The organism is Lacipirellula sp., from assembly GCF_965279485.1.
Taxonomy (GTDB): Bacteria; Planctomycetota; Planctomycetia; order Pirellulales; family Lacipirellulaceae; genus Lacipirellula.
In genome coordinates this window covers 4,161,173-4,184,985 of sequence record NZ_CBDIIC010000002.1, presented here as the reverse complement: position 1 = coordinate 4,184,985, position 23,813 = coordinate 4,161,173, and the positions used below count along the sequence as shown (strand labels likewise).

18 protein-coding genes are annotated in these 23,813 nt (G+C 60.8%); 6 read left to right on the top strand and 12 right to left on the bottom strand.

Annotated elements, in window-relative coordinates; genetic code table 11:
* Positions 1-159 precede the first annotated feature (159 nt).
* Positions 160-1,629: an alginate export family protein gene (locus ACQY7R_RS24260; RefSeq protein WP_428308132.1), complete on the top strand. Its 1,470-nt coding sequence runs from the start codon at positions 160-162 to the stop codon at positions 1,627-1,629.
* A 44-nt stretch (positions 1,630-1,673) separates the two neighbouring features.
* Here ACQY7R_RS24260 and ACQY7R_RS24255 read toward each other — a convergent pair whose 3' ends face one another.
* Entirely contained in the window at positions 1,674-1,883 is a 210-nt protein-coding gene (locus ACQY7R_RS24255; RefSeq protein WP_428308131.1) for a hypothetical protein, read from the bottom strand.
* 533 nt (positions 1,884-2,416) lie between these two features.
* Here ACQY7R_RS24255 and ACQY7R_RS24250 point away from each other — a divergent pair.
* Complete coding sequence (locus tag ACQY7R_RS24250; RefSeq protein WP_428308130.1) at positions 2,417-2,548, top strand: hypothetical protein; 132 nt, start codon at positions 2,417-2,419, stop codon at positions 2,546-2,548.
* 138 nt (positions 2,549-2,686) lie between these two features.
* Here ACQY7R_RS24250 and ACQY7R_RS24245 read toward each other — a convergent pair whose 3' ends face one another.
* On the bottom strand, positions 2,687-3,694 hold the full coding sequence (locus ACQY7R_RS24245) for a DUF1559 domain-containing protein (RefSeq protein WP_428308129.1): 1,008 nt from the start codon (positions 3,692-3,694) through the stop codon (positions 2,687-2,689).
* A gap of 46 nt (positions 3,695-3,740) precedes the next feature.
* On the bottom strand, positions 3,741-4,139 hold the full coding sequence (locus tag ACQY7R_RS24240) for a hypothetical protein (protein ID WP_428308128.1): 399 nt from the start codon (positions 4,137-4,139) through the stop codon (positions 3,741-3,743).
* A 380-nt stretch (positions 4,140-4,519) separates the two neighbouring features.
* On the opposite strand from ACQY7R_RS24240, the gene ACQY7R_RS24235 reads away from it, so the two are divergent.
* The 4 genes from ACQY7R_RS24235 to ACQY7R_RS24220 all read left to right on the top strand — a co-directional run bounded on the left by ACQY7R_RS24235 (position 4,520) and on the right by ACQY7R_RS24220 (position 13,547).
* Entirely contained in the window at positions 4,520-5,452 is a 933-nt protein-coding gene (locus ACQY7R_RS24235) for a PEP-CTERM sorting domain-containing protein (RefSeq protein ID WP_428308127.1), read from the top strand.
* A 110-nt stretch (positions 5,453-5,562) separates the two neighbouring features.
* Positions 5,563-6,258 carry a PEP-CTERM sorting domain-containing protein gene (locus tag ACQY7R_RS24230; RefSeq protein WP_428308126.1) on the top strand — a complete coding sequence of 232 codons (696 nt, stop codon included), beginning with the start codon at positions 5,563-5,565 and terminating at the stop codon, positions 6,256-6,258.
* A gap of 104 nt (positions 6,259-6,362) precedes the next feature.
* Positions 6,363-7,703, top strand: a complete 1,341-nt coding sequence (locus ACQY7R_RS24225; RefSeq protein ID WP_428308125.1) for a glycosyl hydrolase family 18 protein — start codon at positions 6,363-6,365, stop codon at positions 7,701-7,703.
* A gap of 255 nt (positions 7,704-7,958) precedes the next feature.
* Positions 7,959-13,547: an FG-GAP-like repeat-containing protein gene (locus tag ACQY7R_RS24220; protein ID WP_428308124.1), complete on the top strand. Its 5,589-nt coding sequence runs from the start codon at positions 7,959-7,961 to the stop codon at positions 13,545-13,547.
* Positions 13,548-13,560: 13 nt separating this feature from the next.
* On the opposite strand, the gene ACQY7R_RS24215 is transcribed toward ACQY7R_RS24220, so the two are convergent.
* The 9 genes from ACQY7R_RS24215 to ACQY7R_RS24175 form a co-directional block, all read right to left on the bottom strand.
* Entirely contained in the window at positions 13,561-14,037 is a 477-nt protein-coding gene (locus tag ACQY7R_RS24215; protein ID WP_152097387.1) for a chemotaxis protein CheX, read from the bottom strand.
* 199 nt (positions 14,038-14,236) lie between these two features.
* On the bottom strand, positions 14,237-15,364 hold the full coding sequence (locus tag ACQY7R_RS24210) for a protein-glutamate methylesterase/protein-glutamine glutaminase (protein ID WP_428308123.1): 1,128 nt from the start codon (positions 15,362-15,364) through the stop codon (positions 14,237-14,239).
* Positions 15,365-15,407: 43 nt separating this feature from the next.
* Entirely contained in the window at positions 15,408-16,391 is a 984-nt protein-coding gene (locus ACQY7R_RS24205; RefSeq protein ID WP_428308122.1) for a chemotaxis protein, read from the bottom strand.
* Positions 16,388-16,801 (bottom strand): response regulator, encoded by a 414-nt coding sequence (locus tag ACQY7R_RS24200; protein ID WP_428308121.1) that lies wholly within the window; start codon positions 16,799-16,801, stop codon positions 16,388-16,390. Before ACQY7R_RS24200 ends, ACQY7R_RS24205 begins: the two co-directional genes overlap by 4 nt.
* Before the next feature lie 37 nt (positions 16,802-16,838).
* A complete protein-coding gene (locus ACQY7R_RS24195) occupies positions 16,839-17,327 on the bottom strand; it encodes a chemotaxis protein CheD (protein ID WP_428308120.1) in 489 nt (162 codons plus the stop codon).
* 46 nt (positions 17,328-17,373) lie between these two features.
* Positions 17,374-17,988, bottom strand: a complete 615-nt coding sequence (locus tag ACQY7R_RS24190) for a chemotaxis protein CheC (RefSeq protein WP_428308119.1) — start codon at positions 17,986-17,988, stop codon at positions 17,374-17,376.
* 46 nt (positions 17,989-18,034) lie between these two features.
* Positions 18,035-20,980, bottom strand: coding sequence for an Hpt domain-containing protein (locus tag ACQY7R_RS24185; RefSeq protein WP_428308118.1), 2,946 nt, complete (start codon positions 20,978-20,980; stop codon positions 18,035-18,037).
* A gap of 39 nt (positions 20,981-21,019) precedes the next feature.
* On the bottom strand, positions 21,020-21,898 hold the full coding sequence (locus ACQY7R_RS24180) for a CheR family methyltransferase (protein WP_428308117.1): 879 nt from the start codon (positions 21,896-21,898) through the stop codon (positions 21,020-21,022).
* A 96-nt stretch (positions 21,899-21,994) separates the two neighbouring features.
* Positions 21,995-23,782 (bottom strand): methyl-accepting chemotaxis protein, encoded by a 1,788-nt coding sequence (locus ACQY7R_RS24175; protein ID WP_428308116.1) that lies wholly within the window; start codon positions 23,780-23,782, stop codon positions 21,995-21,997.
* Between the last annotated feature and the right edge of the window lie 31 nt (positions 23,783-23,813).

Sequence of the window (23,813 nt, the reverse complement as noted above, 5' to 3'; positions counted from 1 at the left end):
GCCGGGGTTCTGGCGGCCGCCCCTAGCAAATCCCACGGATTCGAGCCGTTAAACACCATCGAGCAGCCAGATTCTGTCACGGGCACGATGGCGAGGCGGGGAGAGGACGGGCTACCCGAATGGGCTCTCTCCGGCGAAACGTTCGCTCCCGGAATGGCGATGCCCGTGGCCATGCTGCAGCCGGGCGACGCCGAAGAAGCTGAAGGCGATGACGACGCCCAAAGCGAAGACGCCGCCATCAGCGACGAAGGCTACGGAGATCCGAACGAGTCGGGCGAGTACCCGAAGCCCAAGCCGAAGAATCCGTGCGCCGAATCGCACAAGAAGCTGTTCTACTTAAACGACTTCAGCTATCTCGAAGATCCCGACTACCACGGCCACTGCTTGGGCGACCAACTGAAGTTGATGCCGCTGGGCATTTACCGCGATTGGGGCACGCTCGACATCGGCGGTCAGGAGCGTCTGCAATACAAGCACGAAATCGGCATGGGCAACGCGGTGGCTCCGCCTGGCCAAACTCGGTTTCAAGATACGTCGTTCGATCTGTTTCTAAATCGTACCCGCCTCTATACGAACTGGCAGGCGACGAAACAAACCCGGGCGTACTGCGAGTTCCACTACGCCTCGATCAATCGCGACAACGGAACCTACAACCCGCGCGTCTTCGAAAATAACTTCGGCGACTTCTTGAACCTGTTCGTCGACCACTCGTGGGACGACGGCGTGTGGACGGCGCGGGTAGGGCGGCAAGAACTCGTGTACGGCGCCGAGCGTTTGGTTTCGATCACCGACTGGCAGAATAGCCGGCGGACCTTCGAAGGCGCGATGCTGCTGTACGAGGACGGACCTTGGTCAGTCGACACATTCTACACCTCGTTCGTGCCGGTGCTCGCCAACGATCTCGATAAGGCCGACTGGCAGCAACCCTTCTACGGCACGTACGCCGTTTACACCGAATCGCCCAACAACACGCTCGACCTCTACTACCTCGGCTACGACAATCGCCATCCTGGTGCGATCACCAGCGATTTCTCGCTCCACACGTTCGGCTCGCGGCTGTTCCGGACGCTGGAAGAGGGCTGGATGTTCGAGACGGAAGCGGGCGTCCAGCTTGGCCGGCAGAGCGGGCTCGGCAAGAACCAGAAAGCCGGCTACGCAACGGTCGGCCTCGGCCGCAAGTATGCGGACAACGATTTGCAGCCGCAGATTTGGGGCTATCTGGACTACGCCTCGGGCAACGACGGCGGCGACGACTGGACGCGGTACAACCAGCTATTCCCGTGGAGCCATCGCTACTTAGGCTTTATCGACGCGGTGCAACGGTCGAATATCTTCTCGCCGAACATCCAGCTGACGGCGAAGCCCAAAGATACGAACTGGGAATTCCTGGCGTGGATGTACTACTTCCGGGCGGCGGAACGGGGCGATATCGTCCCGGCCATCACCGCAACCGAAACCCAGAACCTCACCAGCGCCGACCTGGGCGAAGAGCTCGACCTGATCGCGAAGTACACGTTCGGCCCGCGCTCGAACATTCTGTTCGGGTACTCGCACTTCTGGCGGGGCAATAAGATTACCGCTCCGCACGACGCCGATTTTACTTACGTCCAGTGGGAGTTGAACTTCTAAGCGAGGTTCGGTTGTTCGCCATCGCCGAAGGCGCGGCTGTAGCATCAGGCTTCTAGCGCGACCTCAGCCAGCGATTCGCGACGCATCGCGTTCTCGATCTCATCCAGGCTTCCGGCGCAGAACCGGCCGTGAGCGTGGGTGTTAGGCATCGTCCCGCGTACATCGACGACGTCGCCGTAAATTTGCACGTCGACGACGGGATCGCACTGAAATCGCTTGGCCAAATACTGACGAATCTCTTGTTCGATGGACATTCGACGAATTCCTTCTAGTCGAGTCTTGCAGGCTCCATTGCACGCCTTCAGCATAGCAATTTTGGCTGGCACGCCAACATCCGATCGCAACACCTCGCTTTTTTGGCCATCCACGCTTGCATCGAGCGAGCACAAAACTTGCAATGCTCGCTCCGTCTGACGGGCTGCGCTATTTCGGCGATCGGAAATCGCCTCGCAAACTGGCCGCCCGCTGGATTCCGTTTATCGCGATCCGAGGCTCATCGACCACAACGCCGTGTGCGTGAAACTGCAGCAGAACGCACGGACAGAGTTTCAGAAGTACATCACTGACGGAACGCATCCTATCGCCGCGGGTTGCCAGCAACTTGTGACGCCGGCGATCCTTTGGAACTAAATCGCCGATACGGGACTTCCGCGTCGTCGATCCGAATACCGGTCGCGGCGTGCTGCAGAACCATTCCAACGAAACGCTCTAACTTGTCAGCTACACCATTCACTCCAATAGCAGAGCCCCCGAAACTGCCTGGGGAGACTTCAACGACGCCGACTTCTTGGAGCGGCAACGATCGTACGGCGCCACAGTGCAGCCGCTGAGCAACGCTGATGACAATGGCGACGGCGTCATCGATGGCAGCGATCTGAACACTTGGCGGAACGTCTACCAGCCAACGCAACGGCGTTAACGAGCGCCTCGAAAGGGCGGCAACTAGGTTGAACCGTTCGCTCGATGTAGCTCCGCAAACGAACGGTTCACTGAACCTATCCGCGAGCATGCATCAAGTGGCTACTCGGCGCGCAACGTGCGTGTGAACATCCGCCGCCTACGGTCCCAAGCTGCCGTAGGCCTCTTCGGCTTGCATCGTGCTCGCGGCGCGCCAGGCTGCTAAGTCGACGCCATCAGTGACGAACTGCACCGAAGCATCGCACATGGCCGCGTTGACGCCGCCGGGGTGGCGGCTGCGGGCGGCGGCCCAATGGTAGCTAGCCGCTGAGGAGGGCGAATCGCACGGCGGGTTCGGCGGAGCGCTCGAGCAGTACTCCTTCTGCTGCATCGTATCTGCGGAGGATGTATTGGGGCCGTTGCGAGTTTCAAAGCCGGCAGACCATCCCCACCAGGTCATGCCGCGCAGATCGCGTGCGTTTGCGACCGGATTGACAGGATCGACGGCGTCTTGGCCTTGCACCGTCTCCGAAGCGAGCATCGTGTTGCTCAATCCGTCGGTAATCTCTTTGAAATTGCGCTCGATCTTCGGGTAGACGTTCCAGTCGTCGCCGACGAACGGCCCCTTCTCGTACCGAACGTAAGCCGGCGACGTAGGGAGGCGATGGTCCCAGCCGATGTGGTTCGTGTTCCCGTAGTTCACGACGAAGTTGTGGAAGGCTATCTTCTTTGCATCGACCTGAGGTTCGTCGCTGGGACACGTCAGCATAGCGATGCGCGTTTGCACGACCTGCAAGTTGTTGATTGGCGGGTTAGCAGCAGGTGCGCTTGCATAGTACGAATAATTGTAGTCTCCCAGCGCCGTCGCGCTCTTCGGCAAAAACGTGTAAAGCGTCCCGAGTTGCTGCTGCTCGATGTAAGGAAGGATCAGCATCTGCCACGTCCCCCAGCAGCAACTGAAGTTGCCAGCCGGAAGTTGCTTCTTGGAGTCATGGTAGTTCTGCATGCCGATGCCGAGTTGCCGCAGGCCGTTGATGCACTGACTGCGCCGCGAAGATTCGCGCGCCGCCTGCACGGCCGGTAGCAGCAACGACACCAAGACGCCAATGATGGCGATCACCACTAGCAGTTCGACCAGCGTAAAACCGTTTCGACTTCTACCCGACATGCGATGCCTCTCGTTGGGACGCTTGCCGCCTGGCTGAAACTATTCGCTACTTCTTTGCACTCGTGACGTCGAAGTCAAAGACATTGTCGCCTTCCCGCGTCACGTCGACTCGCTTATCGCTATCCACATTGAATTCAGGGGGAATTCGGTCGGGCGCCACGGAGATCGTCGGCCCGCCGGGATATCCACTAACTTTGACCGGCTTGGCTTCGGTATCTGGCGAGCTGATCTCGACGTGGAAAGTCCCTGGGAGCAAGCCCTTCTCTGCTGGGATCTCGTACAAGCCGGAGCGGATCACGGCTCCCGTCGATTGCAGCGGCGCATCGCCGATCGAAGCGAACTCGATCTTTCCTTTGTCGAGCGGAGCGCCGTCGAGCGTGATCGTTCCGCTGAGCGGAAGCCGGTCAGTCTTCGGACCGCATCCGATTGCCAAGACCAATGCCACGAATGCGCATTTCCACACTTCTCGATCCCTTTTTTGGTGACTTGGCCGCGCTCGTTCGCTTGCGACGGACGCGCGCTGACTGCAATAAGACTGCGATTGCGACATTCTGTCAATAAAATCTGGCGCGAGTTTGCCGACGCGGACGCTAACTCAACGCGATCAGCGCCAGCAAGTAAGCGCGAGCCCGCAGCGGCGTACCAAATCACTCAACAGCGAGAAACAAGTTACTTGAATTAGCGAGATCGTTTGCGGAGCTACTTTGCCATTTTTTTCTTGATTCTCTAGCAACGCCGCTATACTGAGCCCCGGTTTTTGCGACGCCGCTCCTCGTGGGCCATCGCCGAAAACTCCCGCCTGACGAATGAGCATGAGGAGCATCTATGCGTGTGCAGCCTGTGCCTTGCCTCGTTTCTGTTTGTCTGTTGGCGACGACGCTCGCACTCGTGAGTCCGAGTCGCGCGTTCGCTGAGCTAACGCTCGCTTATTCTTTCGAAGCGGACGCCGAAGGCTTCGGTCCTAACGGCGGCGGCGTGATGATCGCGCGCGACACGATTGGCGCCACCGTGGGGACGGGTTCGCTGCGAATGCAGATCGTGCAGGGGGCGACATTTGTCGGCGCGCTCACAGGCAACCTGAAGCCAGAGATCGGCGACCCGCCAGGAATGGACGCCGTCGTTTTCGATCTGACGATCACGCAGCAGTTTCCGACGGAACTCGGCAACTTCGTCGATGCGGGGATCACGTTCTTCGGCTCAAGCCAACCGGACTTGCCTGGCGGGCAGCTAGAAGGACTAGGCGTGCAGTTCCAGGCGGACCAGGTCTCGCTCGGCGGTTTAGCGCCTGGCACGCATACGATCACGATGCCGTTGTTGCACGCGGTTCACCCGTTGACATTCGATACCAATCAAACGTTCAACCAAATCTTCGGCGGAGTCGGCACGGGCATCAACGACGTGATCCCAACCGGATTCCAAATCTACATCAACAAATCGTCCACGGCGGCATGGACGGGGTACATCGATAATATTCGCGTCGGCATGTTGCCGCCGCCGGTCGACGCCGACTTCAACGACGACGGGTTCGTCAACGCGCTCGATCTCACCATTTGGAAAGGCGCCTACGGCGCTACCGTCGCGGGCGACGCCAACGGCGATCTAAAAAGCGACGGCGCCGACTTCCTGATTTGGCAACGACAGTTTACTCCGACGGCCGGACCGCTTAGCGCCGTGCCGGAGCCGACGACGCTCTCGCTCGGCGGCGCCGCAGCCGCGATGCTCGCGGCAGTCCGCCGTCGCGCTGCTAGCAAGCACTAACCGACGCTGCTGGCTTCTACGCCCAGCCGGCAGATAGTCGTGGAATTGAAACAAAGTAGGCGTTCCCTGATCGTTGATTCATATCGCGTCAATCAACTTGGAGAGAACTAATGATGAGAAGCACATTCTTCGGTTTGCTCGCCGTTGCGGCGATTGCTTGCAACGGCAACGCCGCTCATGCAGCATTGGCTTATTCTTTTGAGGGGAGTACTGACGGCTTTGGCCCGAACGGCGGCGGCGTGACCGTCACCGGCGACACCATTGGCGCCACTGATGGAACAGGCTCGCTTAAAGTCGCCGTCGTCAACGGGGCGACATTCGTTGGAGCACTGTCAGGAACGGTTGCAGCGCCGATCAACGATCCCCCGGGCGTCACCTCGATCTACTTCGACGTCACGCTCCCTGCAGCTTACGCTGGCGCTTTCGCCGACATCGGCGTCACGATCTTCGGCGCCTCGCAGCCAGGCCCCGGCCAGATGTTCGGCCTGCAGGCTCAGTTCGCAGACATTGAAAGCCTTGGCGGCAAAGCGCCCGGCACCTACACCGTGCAAATCGACCTTGCTTCGGCGACCAATCAGGTCGACTTCTCGACCGGCCAATCCTTCAATCAGATCTTCGGGCAAGTCGGCGATGGACCGACCGTGCAAATCCCGACTGGCTTCCAGATTTTCGTCAGCAAATCGAACGACGCGCCGCTGACGTTCTACGTCGACAATATTCGCACCAATCTCGTTCCCGAGCCGGCAAGCGTGGCGATGCTGTCGTTGGGCGGCGTGGCGCTCCTCGCAATTCGGCGCAAGAGCTAGCAGTTCTGCGAATCTAATGATTACTACCGCGTGGCGTGGTTCGCTGGGTCGAACCACGCCACGTTTTTTTGCGTTTCCGCCGACTCGCGGGGTATCATCGACGCATGGTCCATCATCAACTACGTCTGCCGTTGCGAGCGTGCTGCATCCTAATGGCAGTCGTCGCTTGCACGTTTCACGCGCACGATGCCGGGGCTCTCGACTTAATCGGCTATCTGCCGAACTATCGCATCAACGCCAATTACATCGCCAACACGCTTTCCGGGCAGTTGGCGATGCTCGACGAGATCCGTTACTTCGGAATCACTGTCAACGGCAACGGCACGCTCACGACGACGGCGGCCGATCTCAGCAACCTGCAGTCGATCAAGTCGGCGATCGATGCGCTGCCGGCGGCGCAGCGACCGCGGCTCGGAATCACGATCGGCGGAGCAGGGACCTCGGCCGGGTTCGCGACAGTCGCGGCGAGCTCAACGCTCCGCGATCAGTTCGCAATCAATCTCAACGCGCTACTGAACCAGACTGGCGCTTCGGCAGTCGACCTCGACTGGGAACATCCCTCAGCCGGAGTTGAACGCAACACGCGGTTTCCCGCGATGCTGACGCGTACCAAGCAAGAGCTCGGCGCCAATCGCTTTGTCTACGCGACGGTCGACCCAACGGTAATGATTCCCGCGAGCACGCTCACCGGCGCCAACGCCATCGACGGCGTTTCGCTGATGACCTACGACCTGAGTTGGTGGGCGGGCGATCCGGCCGATCAGAATCTGGGGCAGCACTCGCTGCAAGAATACGTCGACGCTTCGGTGAAAGCTTGGACAGACGCCCCTGGTTCTCCCAATCAGCGGCCGTGGGTGTTCGGCACATGGGGCCGCGGGGTTTCTGCAGCGAAGCTCGGGGCAGGGCTGCCGTTTTACGGACGCGGGTTTAACGGCTCAAGCGCTGATGTCGCCGTCACCTATCGGGATCTGGCGACGAGCGGCACGACGACGAACGGCAGCGACTATATGTACAACGGCTCCAAGGTCTGGATCCCAAGTCTCGCGATGGTCGAGCAGCGCGTCGAAGCGGCGCACGAGACGGGGCTGCAGCATCTCATCATCTGGGAACTGGCGCAGGATTTGGCCCCAAGCAACGCAAACTCGATGTTGCGGCGGGCCTACGAGACGAACCAACGCCTCGCTGCGATTCCCGGCGACTTCGACGGCGACGGCTCCATGGGACAACTCGACTTGGAAATCTGGAAAACGGCGTTCACCGCCGGCACAGCTGCGGGCGATGCGAATGGCGACGAGCGCACCGACGGCATCGACTTTCTTATCTGGCAACGGCATGCCGCGTCGAGCCCGCCGACACTGGCGGTTCCAGAGCCGACGAGCGGGCTGCTGCTGGCTCCATCGTTGCTGGTATATCTGGCGCGGCGGCTGCCTTTGTGCCGCCAGTAGCGTCCTCTTCTCGCTAAATCGTGCCAATTTTGGCCTATTTTGGGCACGCAATTCGATTTTGAAGCCAGACGAAATTGGCTACAATGGGAATTCGTGTTCGGCAACGAAGCCGTCGCCTCCCCACGCCTTTCCTCCATGATGCCAGCATCAATGTCGCGCCGCTCACGCTCATCGCACTCCCGTCGCTCCACGGCTCACGCTTCCGCTCACCGAACGCTCGGGCGCACTTGTGCAACGCGACTTGGCATTGAGCAATTGGAAGGTCGACTGCTCTTAGCCGCAGACTATGGCGACGCACCCGATACGTACGGAACGTCGATCGCGGCAGGCGGGGCGTATCATGAATCGGCAACGTGGTTCCTGGGAGCGACGAGGGACACGGAAGCTGATGGCGCTCCGACCGCCTTCGCTGACGGCGACGGCGCCGATGAAGACGGCGTGACGTTCAGCCCGCTGCGGGCGGGCGTCGAAGCGGTCGCGCGAGTGTTCGTCACACAACCCTCGTCGAGTAATCCGCCGGTCCTGAAACTCGATGCCTGGATCGACTTCGACGGCGACGGCACATTCAGCGGCGCTCTCGAACGCATCGCTACGGGAGTCGCCGTATCAGCTGGGCAAAACTTCCTGCAGTTCAATATCCCGTCAGACGCCGCTCAAGGGACGACCTACGCGCGCTTCCGGCTTTCTTCCACCGGCTCCACTGGTCCGCGCGGCAACGGCGGCCTGGGCGAAGTCGAAGACTATGCCGTTCAGATTCAGGCGCCAAACGCCGGCTCTGGAAATTTTTTAGAGCAACTGATCGTCAACGGCAACAAAGGGGCTTCGTCGTTGTATCCGGTCGATATGGATCGCGACGGCGACCTCGATCTAGTCGTCAACGACGTCGATTTACGTCAGATCACTTGGCACAGGAATGATGGCGGGAAGTTTACTCAGCTAACCACCAACGCCAATGGACTCAACTCAAGAGTCTTAGCGGCCGATTACAACTCAGACGGCCAGATGGATATTTTGGTTGTCAGGTCAGGGTCGACGGCCACTTGGGTCTGGAAGACGACCAGCGGCGTGTACGCACAAACCTCGCTGATCGACGGTCGCGCCGCGGTCCCCGCGGACATGGCGAAAGACGGGCGACTCGACATGTTGGTCGCTGGCGCCAATCCGCAGATATTCCGTATTCTCCGCGATTCCAGCACCGTCTCGCCGACGAACGCTGCAACAGGGACGGCGCCAGCCACCGCTGTTGACGCCGCTGACGTCGACGGCGACGGCGACATCGATTTCATCGGCGGCACGGCGGGCGATAACACGATCGCGTGGTATGAGTACCTCAGCGCTCAAGCGGGATACGCGCGGCGGGTCATTTCGACCGACGTCTCGGGCGTTTCCAGTGCGTCGCTCGTTGATTTCGACCACGACGGCGACCTGGACGTCCTCACCTACGCCCCGGGCGACGGTGAAATCGAGTGGTTTGAAAACAACGGCGCCCAAAGCTTCACGCGCCACCTGCTGGCGACGATCTCCGGCGTCGTTGAACTCAACCACGCCGACGTTGACGGCGACGGTGATTTTGACCTGCTTGTTGCGGCGGGAGCGGCGGGAGCCAAACTGCTCACGAACGACGGGCAACAGGCGTTCGCGGAAAGCACGCTACCGACTTCTTCGCTCGTGGGGATTCAAACAATCGCTGCCGGCGACTTCGACGGCGACGGCATCCTAGAGATTGCCGTCGGCGGCTCAAGCGGAACGGCGAACGGCACTGGTTACTTGGCGCTGCTGCGGCGGCAGGCGACGCTCGATTTCGGCGACGCACCCGCCAGCTATGGAACGACGCTCGCCCAAAACGGCGCTCGACACTATCCCGTCGGCCCGACGCTTGGCCCTGGACGCGACACCGAAATCGACGGCGGTTCGCCATCGACCGAAGACGGAGCCGACGAAGACGGCGTGACCTTCGGCGAGTTGCAAGTCGGCGACAGCGCCGCGTCGATCATCGTCAAGGTGCAGAATGCCCCAGCCGGTGCGCAGCTCGACGCCTGGATCGACTTCGACGGAGACGGCACGTTCAACGCGACGAACGAGCGGATCGCGACGAGTCGCGTGGTGACGGATGGGGATAACGCGATGATGTTCGCGATTCCCGCCGACGCTGCCTCGGGGTCGACCTACGCTCGCTTTCGTCTCACTCGCGCTGGCGGCACTCTCGGTCCGCTCGGCGCAGCAGTTGACGGCGAGGTCGAAGACTATGAGGTGACGATCAGCCCGCCTGGCAGCGACGGCGGACTCTTTGGTTCTCGCACGTCGCTGACGGCCGGAACTAGCGGGACGATTGTCGTTGCCGTTGATCTGGATCGCGACGGAAAGCTAGACATCTTGTCGGGCACTAGTCCAGCCAACTGGTATCGAAACACCGGCAATGGCGAATTCGTGCGTCAGAGCATCACTCTCACCAGCTATGGGCTAGCCGAAAGCCTTCAAGTTGCGGACCTCGATGGCGACGGAGACCTCGATTTTCTTATCAAGACGCCCAACATTTTGGCCTGGTACGAAAATCTTGGTAACCAGACGTTCCGCTCCACGCAACTTTCCACGGCCGTATCGGGCGCATTGCAGCCGATTATCGTCGACTTCGATCGCGACGGAGACGTCGACATCGTCCTCGCCGGATCTTCGAATCAAGGCGTGCAGATCATTGAGAACGTTGGAGGCCGAACGTTTGCCGCGCGGCAACTCTTCGCCTTTGGAACGGGAGTTAACTTTAGTCGCGTCACGGCGGTCGCCGTCGCCGATGCTGACGGCGACGGACTCCTAGACGTTTACGTGGCGCCTGATCATTACACGACGCAACTCATGCTGTACCGTAACGCCGGCAACGGGACGTTCTCGGGAACAGTGATTGTCAGCAGCGCGTTTAGCAACAGCGATCGAACTCGCATGCTGACGCCGATCGATTTCGACGGCGACGGCGACGTCGATCTCGCCATGACGTTCGCAGATTACGCGGGCTACGACCGCAGCGTCGGCTGGTACGAGAACCGCGGCAATGGCGAAGTCGACTATCGCCTCGTGGCCGAAGGGCTGGGGCAATCCCGGCAAACCGTCGTTGCCGACGTGGATGGGGACGGGGACTTTGATTTCGTCACGTCTTACCTTGCCTACGAGCGCGTCTATTGGCATGAGAATGTCGGCAACGGTCTGTTTATCGCTCGGCTAGTTACTGCCGACTTGACGAGAGCAGGCAATTTTCCGACGGGTATCGCGCTCGGCGACTTCGACGGCGATTCAGACCTCGATGTGGCGTTTTCGTCGCAACTCACTTCTGCCGTGGGCTGGGTCAGGCAAATCGCCGCCGCGACGGCTGACTACGGCGACGCTCCATTTCCGTACCCTGTGACAGCAAGCGCGAACGGTCCAACTCACCTTGCGACTGGACCACGACTGGGAAATGAACGTGATATAGAACAGGCTGCGGATAATTCGCCCATAGGCGCTGGAGACGGCCCCGACGATGACGGCGTGACCTTCGCCCCGTTCCGCATCGGCCAATTTGGCGCCACGCTGACGGTCAACCTCCAAAACGCGCCGGCGGGCGCGAAGCTCGACGCCTGGATTGACTTCGACGGCGACGGCAATTGGAGCCGGACCGAAGAACGAATTGCTGCTAGCTTCGCCCTCGTCGAGGGCGATAACGTCATCGCGTTCGACGTCCCCGCCTGGGCGATGGCAGGCGCCAGTTACGCTCGCTTCCGCGTCAGCACTGCTGGAGGGCTCGGCTACATCGGCGCGGCAATTGACGGCGAAGTCGAAGACTACGCCGTCGCGATCAGCCCGCCCGCGCCGGCCATCGGCCCTTTCTTCGAGCGACATGCGATCGACGAGTCCTACCGCGGCAGCGGGAATGACAGCGTCGTCGTCGATCTTGACGGCGACGGCGACAACGACGTCGTAATCAATACTTACACTCCTTACGGATTGTTGTGGTACGACAACGACGGCGCCGGGCAGTTTACTGTTCGCGCGCTAGAAGGAACGACGGGCGTCATCAGTTCATTCGCCACGCTCGGCGCCGCCGACGTCGACCTGGACGGAGACGTCGACTTGGTCGCTCGAGACGTCAGCGGCTCTTCAGTGAATTGGTTTGCCAATAACGGCTCTCAAATCTTCACCCCACGCACTGTTCGAGGCTACTCTGCCGACCCCAACCTGCGCGACTTCGTGCTCGCCGACGTCGAGGGAGACGGCGACGTCGACTTACTGGGGGCAGGGCAATGGTCTCCTAACCTTGCCACCGCGTCTAGCGGCTTACTACCATTCTACCCGTCTGGTAACTCGACGTATGCAACCGCCTTTGCCGACGTCGATCGCAACGGTTTTCTCGACGTCCTCATAGGCAGTCGTTTTTCGAGCGACTTCAACCTTGGTTCCGCCCAATTTGTGATCAACGGCTTCACTCAACCGAACGTCCTGCCCGGCTTCAAAGAGACGATTCGATACATCTCCGCCGTCGATTTGGACCAAGACGGCGATCTCGACCTCATCTTGAACGTCTCCAACGCCGCGGAGGGCCTGGTCTGGATGGAGAACGACGGGCGCATGGGCTACACGCGCCGAGTCATTGACGCCGGCTCTCAAAATCAACCCTACGCCCTCATCGCAGCCGACGTCGACGGCGACGGCGATCTCGACGTGCTAACGTCGAATTCCGGCGAAACGGCTTGGTTTGAAAACGACGGCTCGGAGGCCTTCGTCAAGCACCTCGTCATGAACGAGGGAGGGCAAGCCTCGATGGCCGACATGAACGGCGACGGCAAGCTCGACCTCGTCGTGAATTTCTCTTCGTCCTTCACCGCAGCGAAGTACGGCCTCGCTTGGTACTCGCTAACCGATCGTCAGATTTCCTTAACCGCCGCCCCTTCGGCAATCAATGAAGCGAGTGGCGAGAGCATCGTCTTCACCTTCACGCGCGCCGGCAACCTAACCGGGGAAATCACTGTTCCGTTCACTGTCGGCGGCGGTGCCGCCTTCGGCGTCGATTACACAGTAACGGGCGCCGCGAGTTTCGATGCGACAAGCGGCACGATCACGTTCGCTGACGGCGTCGACGTCGTCGAAGTGATCGTCACGCCCATCGACGACGCCGTAAAGGAAATGAACGAAGCGGTGACGCTAAAGATTCAACCGCTAGCCGGGCATTCGATTAGGACCGCGCTGGCCGCTGCAACGATCATTACCGAGGAGCTCTCGGGCGATTATAACAACGACGGGATTGTCGATGGAGCCGACTTCCTCGCCTGGCAGCGAGGGTTTGGGCAGTCGGTTGAGCCGGTCGGCAGTGACGCCGACGGGAATCTCGACGGCGACGTCGATGGCGATGACCTGCCGGTGTGGACGTCGAACTTCGGGCGCGTTGCGCCGGCTGTCCCTCCGACGGAAGCGGCTGCCCCGGCGAACGTGACTGCCGCACCATTCGTCATGGCCGCGCTCATCGCTGAAGAAGAACCAGCAATCGGCGAGGCGGCGGCTAGCGCGAAGCTTACTGATACCACGCAGCCGTGGTATGGCGTGCTGGCGAGCGGTCGCGGGGCGATCGCGTCCGCGTCGTCGGCAAGCCTCAGCACAGTTTTGCCAAAACGTTCTACCGGCCAGAAGCACGATGCAGTCGACGCTGCATTTGCCGGGCTACAAGGTTGGGCGGCACGGCGGCCGTTGGCGTCGACGCCAACCGCGCAGGGCTGGGCAGCGCGATCTATGGCAACGGAGTCCGCTGAACATTCGGCCGAGGACGAAGCCGGGCTTGACGAACTCGCCCACGAGTTTGCCGTCGAGTTCAGCGTAGCTGAATAGGGCGAGCTTCGGCTCAGGTCACTTCAACCAGGCTGACCTCAACCGCAAACGAGCCGAGTTCAGATTCGAATGGAATTCCAATCGGCACGGCGCCCGACGGGAATGATACCGAGTGATTCTTGCCGGCGATCACGCTCGGCAAGCTGATGCTCATGTTCAATTCTTCGAGTCGCGTCTTCGCTCCGCCGGCGATCATGTTAGCGAGTTCGCCGACGGCGTCGATCACTTCGGGCGTCAGGCCGTCGGCCTGTTCGCCTAGGAGTCGGTTGGTCGCCGCGATCGCAAAGTCGGAGCTCATGCCGATCAGCACAGTTCCTTTTGCCTTGCCGGAGAGGCCGATGATGCCGCTAATCTCGTGTGATTGCGGGACGCCCTGCCGCAGGTAGAGTTGGCCCCGTTTCAGCTCGGTGTTGAGCATTGTCTTGAACACCGCGCTCGTCGCGTCGAGAAATGGGTTGACGAACTCAACTTTAATCGGCTGATAGCTCATGTGAGTCTCCACAGCCGGCGTTCAGCGCCCGGCTGCGACATTTCTCGGTGAATGAAAGCCTATAAATCCGACGCCCCGCGGCGCCGTGATGCGACGCGTAACAATAGGTCGCTCTGCGGCGGCAAGTCACATTTTTAGCGTGCTGTTTCCCAATCGCTACGATCGGCACGACCGACCGGACGCCGCAGACCATTGCCAGCTACAAACCGACTGGCGTCAACTGCCCGGCGACGGCGCGCCGGTGCCCCGGCAACTGGCCGACGCGGACGACAATCGCCTCGGATAACCGCTCAAGCGGGACCTGCAAGTCGACGCCTCCCTCCGTCCACGCGACCTTGTTCATCCCGTAAACGTCAGATGATTCTTCATCTTGGCCCAGGACGAAACCGCCGCCGTCGCGAATCGCCCGGCAGCCGTCGGCGCCGTCGCGGCCCATGCCGGTCATGATGACGCCGATCGCGCGATTGCCATAGATCATCGAGACGCTGCGCATCATCACGTCGACCGACGGCTTGTGGCCGCTGACATACTCGCCGTCGCGAACTTCGATCACGCCGCTCTCGCCGCGTCGCCGAACGGCGAGTTGCTTGCCGCCAGGGGCGACGTAGACGCAGTTTGGTTGCAGCACGTCGCCATCGGCGGCTTCTTTGACAGTGAGTTTCGACAGGCCGTCGAGCCGCTTGGCAAAAGTGCTCGTGAACGTTTCGGGCATGTGTTGAACGACGACGATCGGCGGCAGCGGCGGTTCCAGGCTTTGGAACAACCGCGTGAGGGCCGGCGGCCCGCCGGTCGAGACGCCGATGGCAATGCACCCCGCGGCGTTGCGAGCGATGGAACCTTCGTCCGACTTCCTCGCAACGGCCGTCGCCATTGCCGCACGTCGCTGTTGCCGCGCTTTCCGCACATGCAGGACGTGGCCGACGTCGATTCCCGCCATATTACGAATTTTAGCCGGCAGTTCTTCTCCGAACGCCAGACGCATCGCGGCGAGTCCCTCGGGTTTCGCGAGGTAATCCATTGCGCCGCGTTCGAGCGCTTCGACCGCCGACTCGGCAGAGCGTTGCGTGAGCGAACTGACGACAATCACAGGCGTTGGGCGACGCTCAAGAATGGCATCGAGCGTGGCCAACCCGTCGCGACGCGGCATCTGCAGATCGAGCGTCAGCACGTCGGGCTGCAGCTCGACGAGCGCTCGCAATCCTTCATCGCCGTCGCCGGCCGTTCCGGCGATCGTCAGATCGGAATGCGACGAAAGCAAGTCGACGATCAACTCCCGCACGAGTCGCGAGTCGTCGATCACCAGCACTCGAATTGGTTTCCGCGCCATAATTACCTTCTCAGCCCGCAGTTCCTTCATTTTACGGAAGCTGCTATCTGGCTCCCGCCAGCTCGCGTTTCTCAGCGACGGTTCCGGGAGCAGAACGTTTCTCCTGAGCCGCAAAAATCAGTTTGTCCGCCATCTCCACGACGCGATGAAGTTCCGGCTTGGCGATCTGAGCGTCCGCCGAGACGGCCTTGCCCTTCTTAGCGTTGTCGGGCGTGAGGATCGAGGAATAAAGCAATACCGGGATCTCGCGCAGTTGCGGATGATCCTTGATGCGCTTGGTCAAGTGGAACCCGTCGATTTGCGGCATTTCGACGTCGCTGATCACCAGATCAACCGGCGGTTGATCGCCGCGCGAGTCGGCCGCGGCAGCCAGCCAATTCCAGGCCTCGGCGCCGTTCACGAACAGCTGCACGTCCTGGTAGCCGCTCTGCCGGAGCGTGTTCTCGACCGCGTTGCGGGCGGTGACGGAATCATCGGCGACGACCACGCGCTTGCTGGCCCGTTCCACGCCGAGGTCGTTAGCAATGGCGCTACCAATCGATTCGCCGAGCGCGACTTGCTCGGCAATCATTTCGAAATCGAGCATTAGCACCAACCGCCCGTCGATTTGGCTCACAGCCGTCACCGGCGCCTTCGACTGGGCGACGATCGCCGGCGAAGCGAGGACTTGCGTCCAACTAATGCGGTGGATCCGTTCGACGACGTCGACGAGGAAGCCGATTTGGTGCTGATTGAATTCAGTGAGAATGACGACGGCCTCTTCGGGCGGGCAAGACGGCGGTTCATTCAAGTGCTGATGCAGCGACAGGCAGGGAATCACCGAGTCGCGCAGCCGAAAGCACCCGCAAATCGAAGGGTGCGAGTCGGGCAGGGCGGTGGTGCGCGGCGAGGTCAGCACCTCGCGGACTTTCGCCACATTGATGCCAAGCGTAAAGCCCCCGACGCGGAAGACGAGCACCTCGACTTCGTTCGTGCCGCTTTGCAGCAGGATCGCGTTTTCGGAGGGCAGGGAGGCGGACCAGTTCATTTCGCACCTCCGGCGGAAACCGCCGTTTCGTGGATGACAATCGGCTTCTCGCCGAACAACGTCGCGAGGGCGCGTTGCGCCCGCTCTTTGGCGAACGGCTTCACGATGAAGTCGGCCGCTCCCAGTTTGAAGGCTTCCTGCAGCACGTCGGTTTGGTCGATCGCGCTGACCACCAAGACTTTTGCACGCGGATCGAGCGCCCGCACGCCGCGGAGGGCGTGCAGACCGTCGTAATCGGGCATGACCAAATCGAGAGTCATCGCATCAGGCCGCAGTTCCTGATACTTCTCGATCGCCTGCTGGCCGTTGACCGCTTCGCCGACGACCGTCCAGCCGGCTTCGGCGGCCAAGTCTTTGATCATCTCCCGGACGATCATTGAATCGTCGGTCACCAGCAACGTATGGCTCATAATTCCATTCCTCGGTCAGACTCACAGCGCAACAGCGCTACAATTTTGCACTCGTCTCGCCCGCCGTTTCGACGACGACGGCGAATGTTTCGCAATCAAAGGTAATGCGGCGTCCTTTGGAGCCGCCTAAATGTTCCGCCACGATTCGCACGTTCGCAGCTTGCAGCGTTTGCCGCGTCGCGTCGATGTTCTGTTGGCCGATCTGGAACGGGCCGTTCGATGCGAACATCGTCGCCCCGCCGGCGAGTTTGCACGTGAGCCGACGCGGGTCGGCGCCGCGCGATTTCAATTCGTTCAGCATCCAAACGATCGCCGTGTCGACGAACTTGCCCGGCAGTCCCGGTCGGCCTGCCGAGCTCGGCAGCACGATGTGGGCCAGCGTGCCGAGCTTGCGTTTCTCGTCGTAGAGCGCCACGCCAACGCACGATCCCAGGACAGCGCTGGCCCGTTCGTCGCCAATCAAGACGGCGATCTGGCCCATGCCGACCATGGCTTCGGGGCGTCGAGTTGTGAGCGTAGCGGTCATTCGATCAAGTCGCTTCTTTGGTGTTCTTTCTTCTGCCTGATGTTCGTTACAACGTCGCCGCCGTGTCGCGGAGGAGCTCCAACAGCTCTGGCGACGGCACGAAGATTAAGTTCCACTCCACGCGCTGCCCAAGTCGCGAAAAACGCGTGCGGCAGAGTAGAACGCGGTCCTCGGTCATCGCTTGCGACATCACTGCCTGCTCGACGACGCTCATCGCGTAGTCCTCTGTCACCAGCGGCGGCGATGGCCAGAAGCGGCGGCCAGTCAGCGCGGTCATCGCGTTGAGGTAAGCCGACCCGAGAATGTTGCCCGTTTCTTGCAGGGCGGAAATTTCGAGATCGCCCCAGGCCGCGTCTGAATCAACGGGACGACTCAACAGTGACTCGATCAGCCGGCAGGCATTCGGGCGATCAAACGTGAGGATCAGCTGTCCGCCTAGGTCGCCGCCGACGGCCAGCATCACCAGCGTCGACAGATCGTCGGTGAGATCAAGCGTCAGCGCGACGTCCTCGACAGCCGCTTCGCGGACTTCGTCGAGCGCGAGCGTTACCTCGCCGTGCGTCCAAGCGCTCATGGCGGAGGAAGCCTTTTCGATCGCCGGCGCAAAGACCTGTTCCCAGGCCAACTTGGCTTGCGTGCTTTTGATAACGTTCGCGGTCACGTTCTCGTTCCTGCAGTTGTCTGACAATGTTCCAAATATGGTTCGCTTAGACAGCGACGGTTTCTTCTACTTCCAGAGAGCGTAGGCCTTGCTGCGACATCGTGAGCAACGAGCCAACGTCGAGAATCAAGGAAACTCGCCCATCGCCTAGGATGCTCGCCCCCGCCACGCCGCCGACGTTCTCGAAGTTCTCTTCCAGCGATTTGATGACGACGTCTTGCTCGCCGAGGAGCGCGTCGACGCGTAACCCTAGCTCGCTCCCTTCGACGCCGACGATCACCAGCGTCTGATCCTCGCTCGCCGATCGTTCGTTGGCGGCTGAAGCATTCGCGGCTGGTTGGTTCCACACGAATACGTCGTTCAGGTCGATCACTGACACGACTCGATCGCGAACTCGCGCCGTTCGTTGCCCGTGCACCGTGCCAATCTCTGCGGCGGAGACGCGGACGATTTCGACGACCGACTCGACTGGAATCGCGAACACGTCGCCGTCGATGACAATCAGCAAGCTTGGCAGAATCGCCATCGTCAACGGGAGTTTGATTTCGAACGTCGTGCCTTTCCCAGGCTCGCTGCGGAGTTCGATGGCGCCGTTGAGCCCTTCGACCTTCGACAGCACAATGTCCATGCCCATGCCGCGGCCAGAGACTTCCGTCACCTTCTCGGCAGTGCTGAAGCCCGGATTCCAAATGAGTTGGTAAATCTGCTGCGGCGTCATCCGCTCGGCGTCGCTCTCCTTCACCAATCCCTTGGCGATGCCCTTCGCAAGAATTCGGTCGGCGTCGAGGCCTTTGCCGTCGTCGGTGATTTGAATGACGATTCGGTTGCCCCGATGGAACGCATTGAGGGTGATCGTCCCCTGTGGATTCTTGCCAGCGGCGATCCGCGCTTCGGGGCTTTCGATGCCGTGATCCGCCGAGTTGCGGATCAAGTGAATTAACGGGTCGCCGAGCTCGTCGATCATGCGTTTGTCGAGTTCGGTCGACTCGCCCATGATCACGAGTTCGATCTGCTTGTTGCTCGTGCGCGTCAGGTCGCGGACGACGCGTTTGAACCGCATGAACAACGGGCCGATCGGCACCATGCGGGTGTCCATCACCGTGTTCTGAATGCCGTCGGAAACGCGATCGAGTTGGTGGACCGCCTCCGACAGATCGTTCAGCGCCGTTCGCATGTGCGAAAGCTGACCCAAGTCGTGCTGCAACGACTCAAGGTCGTCTCGCATCTGGCCGGCGATCATTCGCAGTTCATCGAGTTCCGGCGACGACTGGGCTCCGATGTATTCATCGAACCCAGTCGTCAGCCGCGTCGCACAACGATGGGCCGAAGTCACGGTGTTGAGCGTCGACTTGATCGTCGAGAAGCCTTTGAGCTTGGCGCCAATCTGCCCGAAGCGGGCGCGATTGATGACAAGCTGCCCGGCTAGGTTCATCAATTGATCGAGTCGGTCGATGTCGACTCGCAGCGTCTCCGCTGGCTTCGACTTGCCGCTGGAGCGAGTTTCGCCATCGCCCGCGTCGCCGCCACTCTCGGCCGCAGGTCCGCGAGCAGGGGTGAGGTCGCGCGTCGTCACCACCGCGTCATCGCTGGAACGGTCGGTCTCCACGGCGAAGGCGGTCGTTTCGCAGGCCTTCGACAGGTTGATCACGGCCGCGAGTTTTACCTCGGCGACGCCGTCGACGGTCAGCGTGCGACGCATTTCTTCCAACGATTCGCTCGTCGACAAGCCGAAGGTCAGGCACGCCACGCCGTTCATCCGCACCATGTCGGATTCGTCGGGATGACAGTAGCAGAACGACCCCAGGCCGCGGAGCCGATCGACCAGCAAGATCGCTTTCAGTTCGCTGAGCGGGAGTTCGGTCTCGAACTTCACATGGCCGACAAAGCCTTGGCCGTTGCGCGGGAACGCCGCGCGGGCGAGCGGCAAATGGGCATCGCCGCATTCCTCGCAAGGAGCCAGCGCGATTTCGCACGCAGCGCCGTCGGCATAGCCAGCCCCGCCGCTTGCCATGAGATTCTGGTATGCGCTGCTCAACCAATCTGTCGCGACGCCGGTGCGAAGGCCGCCTGTAAAAGCGCGGATCGCGTCGGCACACCGCAGCATCGCGTCGACCGATTCAGTCGGCACAGGCCGCTGCTGCCGGCGACAATCTTGGACGATGTCTTCCATACGGTGCGCGAGTCGCGCGACGCGATGGAGGCCAATCGACGACGCCGAGCCTTTGATCCGGTGACAGTTGACCAGCAGCGGCTCATTGGCGGCGACGTCTGGTCCGCCGACCAAAATTTCTGAGAGATCGTCGAGCGTTAGCTCGCTCTCATCGAGAAAGATCGCCAGATACTTAGGCGGAATGTCTTCGTCGTCGCGAACATCGGCAAGCGGATCGTCGCTGTTGTCGATCATCGGCAACGTCGAAACTTGCGTGACGCTCACGCGAGTGACGCCGCCGTCGATTTCGATCTCGCCCTCGGCAACGACAACGCTCGTGGCTTCCGCGGCCTCGGCCATACCCTGAGCGAAACGGCGTTCAATCTCTTCCGCCGAAGCAAGTTCCTTGAGCACCCCCTCGCGGGCCAACATCCGTTCAATGGCTTCGATCACTTCCTGCGAATCGCCGCCATCCTCTTCCTCGGCGCGGAGCGCTTCGATCATCCCTTCGAGCCGATCGACAGCCTTAAAGAAGACGTCGACCGTCTCAGCCGTTACCGTCAGCTCTGAATTGCGGGCCGCATCGAGCAGATTCTCCATCCGATGGGTGAGGCCGTTCACATTGTCGAGCCGCAGCATACCCGACAGCCCTTTGAGACTGTGGGCCGCGCGAAACATTTCGTTCAGCAGGTCGGGGCAGGGGTACGCGGGCCGCGACGGAGCAGGGATTTGCGTGAACTCATCCAATTGCAGCAAGCGCGCATTGAGCGTCTGCAGCAACTCGGTCGACTCATCGAGGAAGTCGCCGAGGATTTCGTCCATCATTTGATCGTTGTTGCTCATAACGTTCGCCGTATTCGCGGTCCGTTCGTACCGATCGACTTACTTGGTCCCTGGCCAGCGATGAAGCCAGCCGCTCGTCGACTCAAACTCGCTCACCAACTCGGACACACCCTCCGCGGCGCCGGTGATGAGGTAACCGCCTGGCCACAGCACGCGTTTGATCTGCGACAGCACCCGCTTCTTCGACTCGGCGTCGAAGTAGATCAGCACGTTCTTGAGGACCACCAAGTCGAACGGCATTTCTCTGAGCGGTTCGAGCAAGTTGTGGGTCTCGAAGCGGAGCAGCTTGCGATAGGCCGCTTTGAGCGACGCACACGCGCCGCCGGTCCCTGCTTCGAAGTACCGCTGACGGTAGTTTTTGGGAACCAGCCGCATCGCACGCTCGCTGAACGCACCAAGTCGAGCCTGAGCGACAGCCCCAGCGCCGACGTCGGTGCCGAGGATCTCGACCTGCCAGGCTGGCATCACGGGGAGGCGATCGGCCAAGCAGCAGGCAATCGTCGTTGCCTCGTCGCCGGTGCTGCATGCTGCCGACCAGACGCGAAGCGTCGCTTTGCGTTTGCCGGCCTTTTGCTCGGCCACCATTTCGGGAACGAACGTATCGCGCAGCCAGTTCCAATGATTCTCGTCACGAAACAGATATGTTTCGTGCGTCGTCACTTCCTGTAAGAACGCTTCCCATTCCGGATCGCTCGTCGCTGCGCCTCGTAACAACTTGTAGTAGTCGTCGTACGACGCGAGACCCGTCGCCCGCAGCCGACGCCGCAGCCGATTCGACAGAAGCGTCGTCTTCTGCGGCGAAATCGTGACGCCGATCTTTTCGTAGATCAGCTTCGCATAGTTCTCCAGCTGCTTAGGCGTCACGTCGATGACGGTCGGCAAGTGAGAGGGTAGCGTGTTGGCGGGAGTCGAAAGCATCATTCAATTCCAGGGAAGGTTTCGAGCGGCGAGTTGCGAGTAGCGAGCTGAGACGATCGTCTCAGCCCGCTGCTCGCATGTTCTCGCAACTCGTCACTAGTTCACCTTAAAGCCCGAGACCAGTTCGCGGAGCGACGCCGCTTGGGCGCCGAGTTCTTCGCTGCTCGAGGCCATTTCCTCGCTGCCGGCGGCCGATTGCTCGGTCACCTGCGAGATCATCTGAATCGCCTTCGACACTTCGACGGCGCTCTGAGCTTGTTCGACAGCCGCGGTGGCGATTTCAGTGATCTTCTTCGCGGTCGACTCAGCGCTGTCGATGATCTTCGCCAAGGCTTCGCCCGTTTGAGCACTCAGCGTGGCGCCTTCGCTCACCCGTTGGGTCGATTCCTTGATCAACGCCGAGATCTCCTTAGCAGCTTCGCTCGAACGCTCAGCCAACTTGCGGACTTCGTCAGCGACGACCGCGAACCCAAGGCCATGCTCGCCGGCGCGGGCTGCTTCGATGGCCGCGTTGAGAGCGAGCAAATTCGTTTGGCTCGCGATTTCTGAGATCACCTGGATGATCTCCGAGATTTGCGTCGACGAAGTCTTGATCCGCTCCATCGCTTCGACGCTCTTACGAACCGCGGCCCCGCCGTCGCCGGCGAGGGCGCTGGTTTGCTGAGCGACGCCGCTAGCGCCGGTCGCGTTTTCTTTGACCGCCTCGATGCTGCGGGTCAGCTCTTCGATGGTGGCGCTCATCTCTTCGACCGACGCGCTTTGCGTTTGGGCGCCATGGGCCAGCGTCTGCGCACTTTCCGACACAACGCGAGCGCCTTCAGTGAACTGCGCGGCGCCTTCAATCACCTGCATGATCACGCCCCGCAGGTCGGTCGTCATCTTTCGCAAGCCATTGGCCAGCTCGCCGACGGCGTCGTTGCCGTCCACGGTCAACGGCTTCGTCAGATCGCCGTTCGAAGCGGCGTTCACGACCACGAGAATCTCGTCGACCTTGCGACGCAGCTCGGCCTGAGCTTCGCGATCGCGCTGCTCTTGCTCTTTCTGAGCTTCCTGCAGGCGGATCTGCTCGGTGATGTCCGAGGCGTACTTCACTACCTTGTACGGCTTGCCTGCGGCGTTCAGCAGCGAACTGTAACGAGCTTGGATCCAGATTTCCTTACCATTCTTACCGAAGCGTTGGTACTGACCGGCGTCCGACTCGCCGCGATTGAGCTTCTCCCAAAACTGAGAGTACTCGACCGAACGGGCGTAGTTTGGATCGACGAACATCCGGTGATGCTTGCCTTTGATTTCGTCGAGACTGTAGCCGACCGCTTTCAAGAAGTTGTCGTTGGCGGCGACGATCGTGCCGTCGAGTTGGAACTCGATCACCGCCTGAGCGGCGCTGATCGCGGCAATCTGGTTCGCGTAGTCGAGGCTCTTCTCTTCCATCGCGACCTTGTCCGTGATGTCCGAGGCGTACTTCACGACCTTGTACGCTTTACCTTGCGCGTCGACCAAGGAGCTGTAGCGAGCTTGGATCCAGACTTCCTTGCCACCCTTGCCGAAACGCTTGTATTGGCCGGCGTCCGACTCGCCGCGATTCAGCTTGGCCCAGAACTGGGCGTACTCCACCGACCGGGCGTACGCCGGATCGACGAACATGCTGTGATGCTTCCCTTTGACCTCGTCGAGACTGTAGCCGAGCGTCTTCAGGAAGTTGTCGTTCGCCGTGATGATCGTGCCGTCGAGTTCGAACTCAATCACCGCTTGCGCAGCGCTGATTGCCTTGATTTGGTTGGCGTAGTCGGCGAACTGTTCGCGCATCAAGTCAAGTTCGCTCAAGCCCTTCTTGCTAGAAGCGACTGATTTGCCGTTACGGGGGGCCTTCGCTGTTGCGACCATGAAAGTGATTCCTCGAATTGGAAACTGTGTG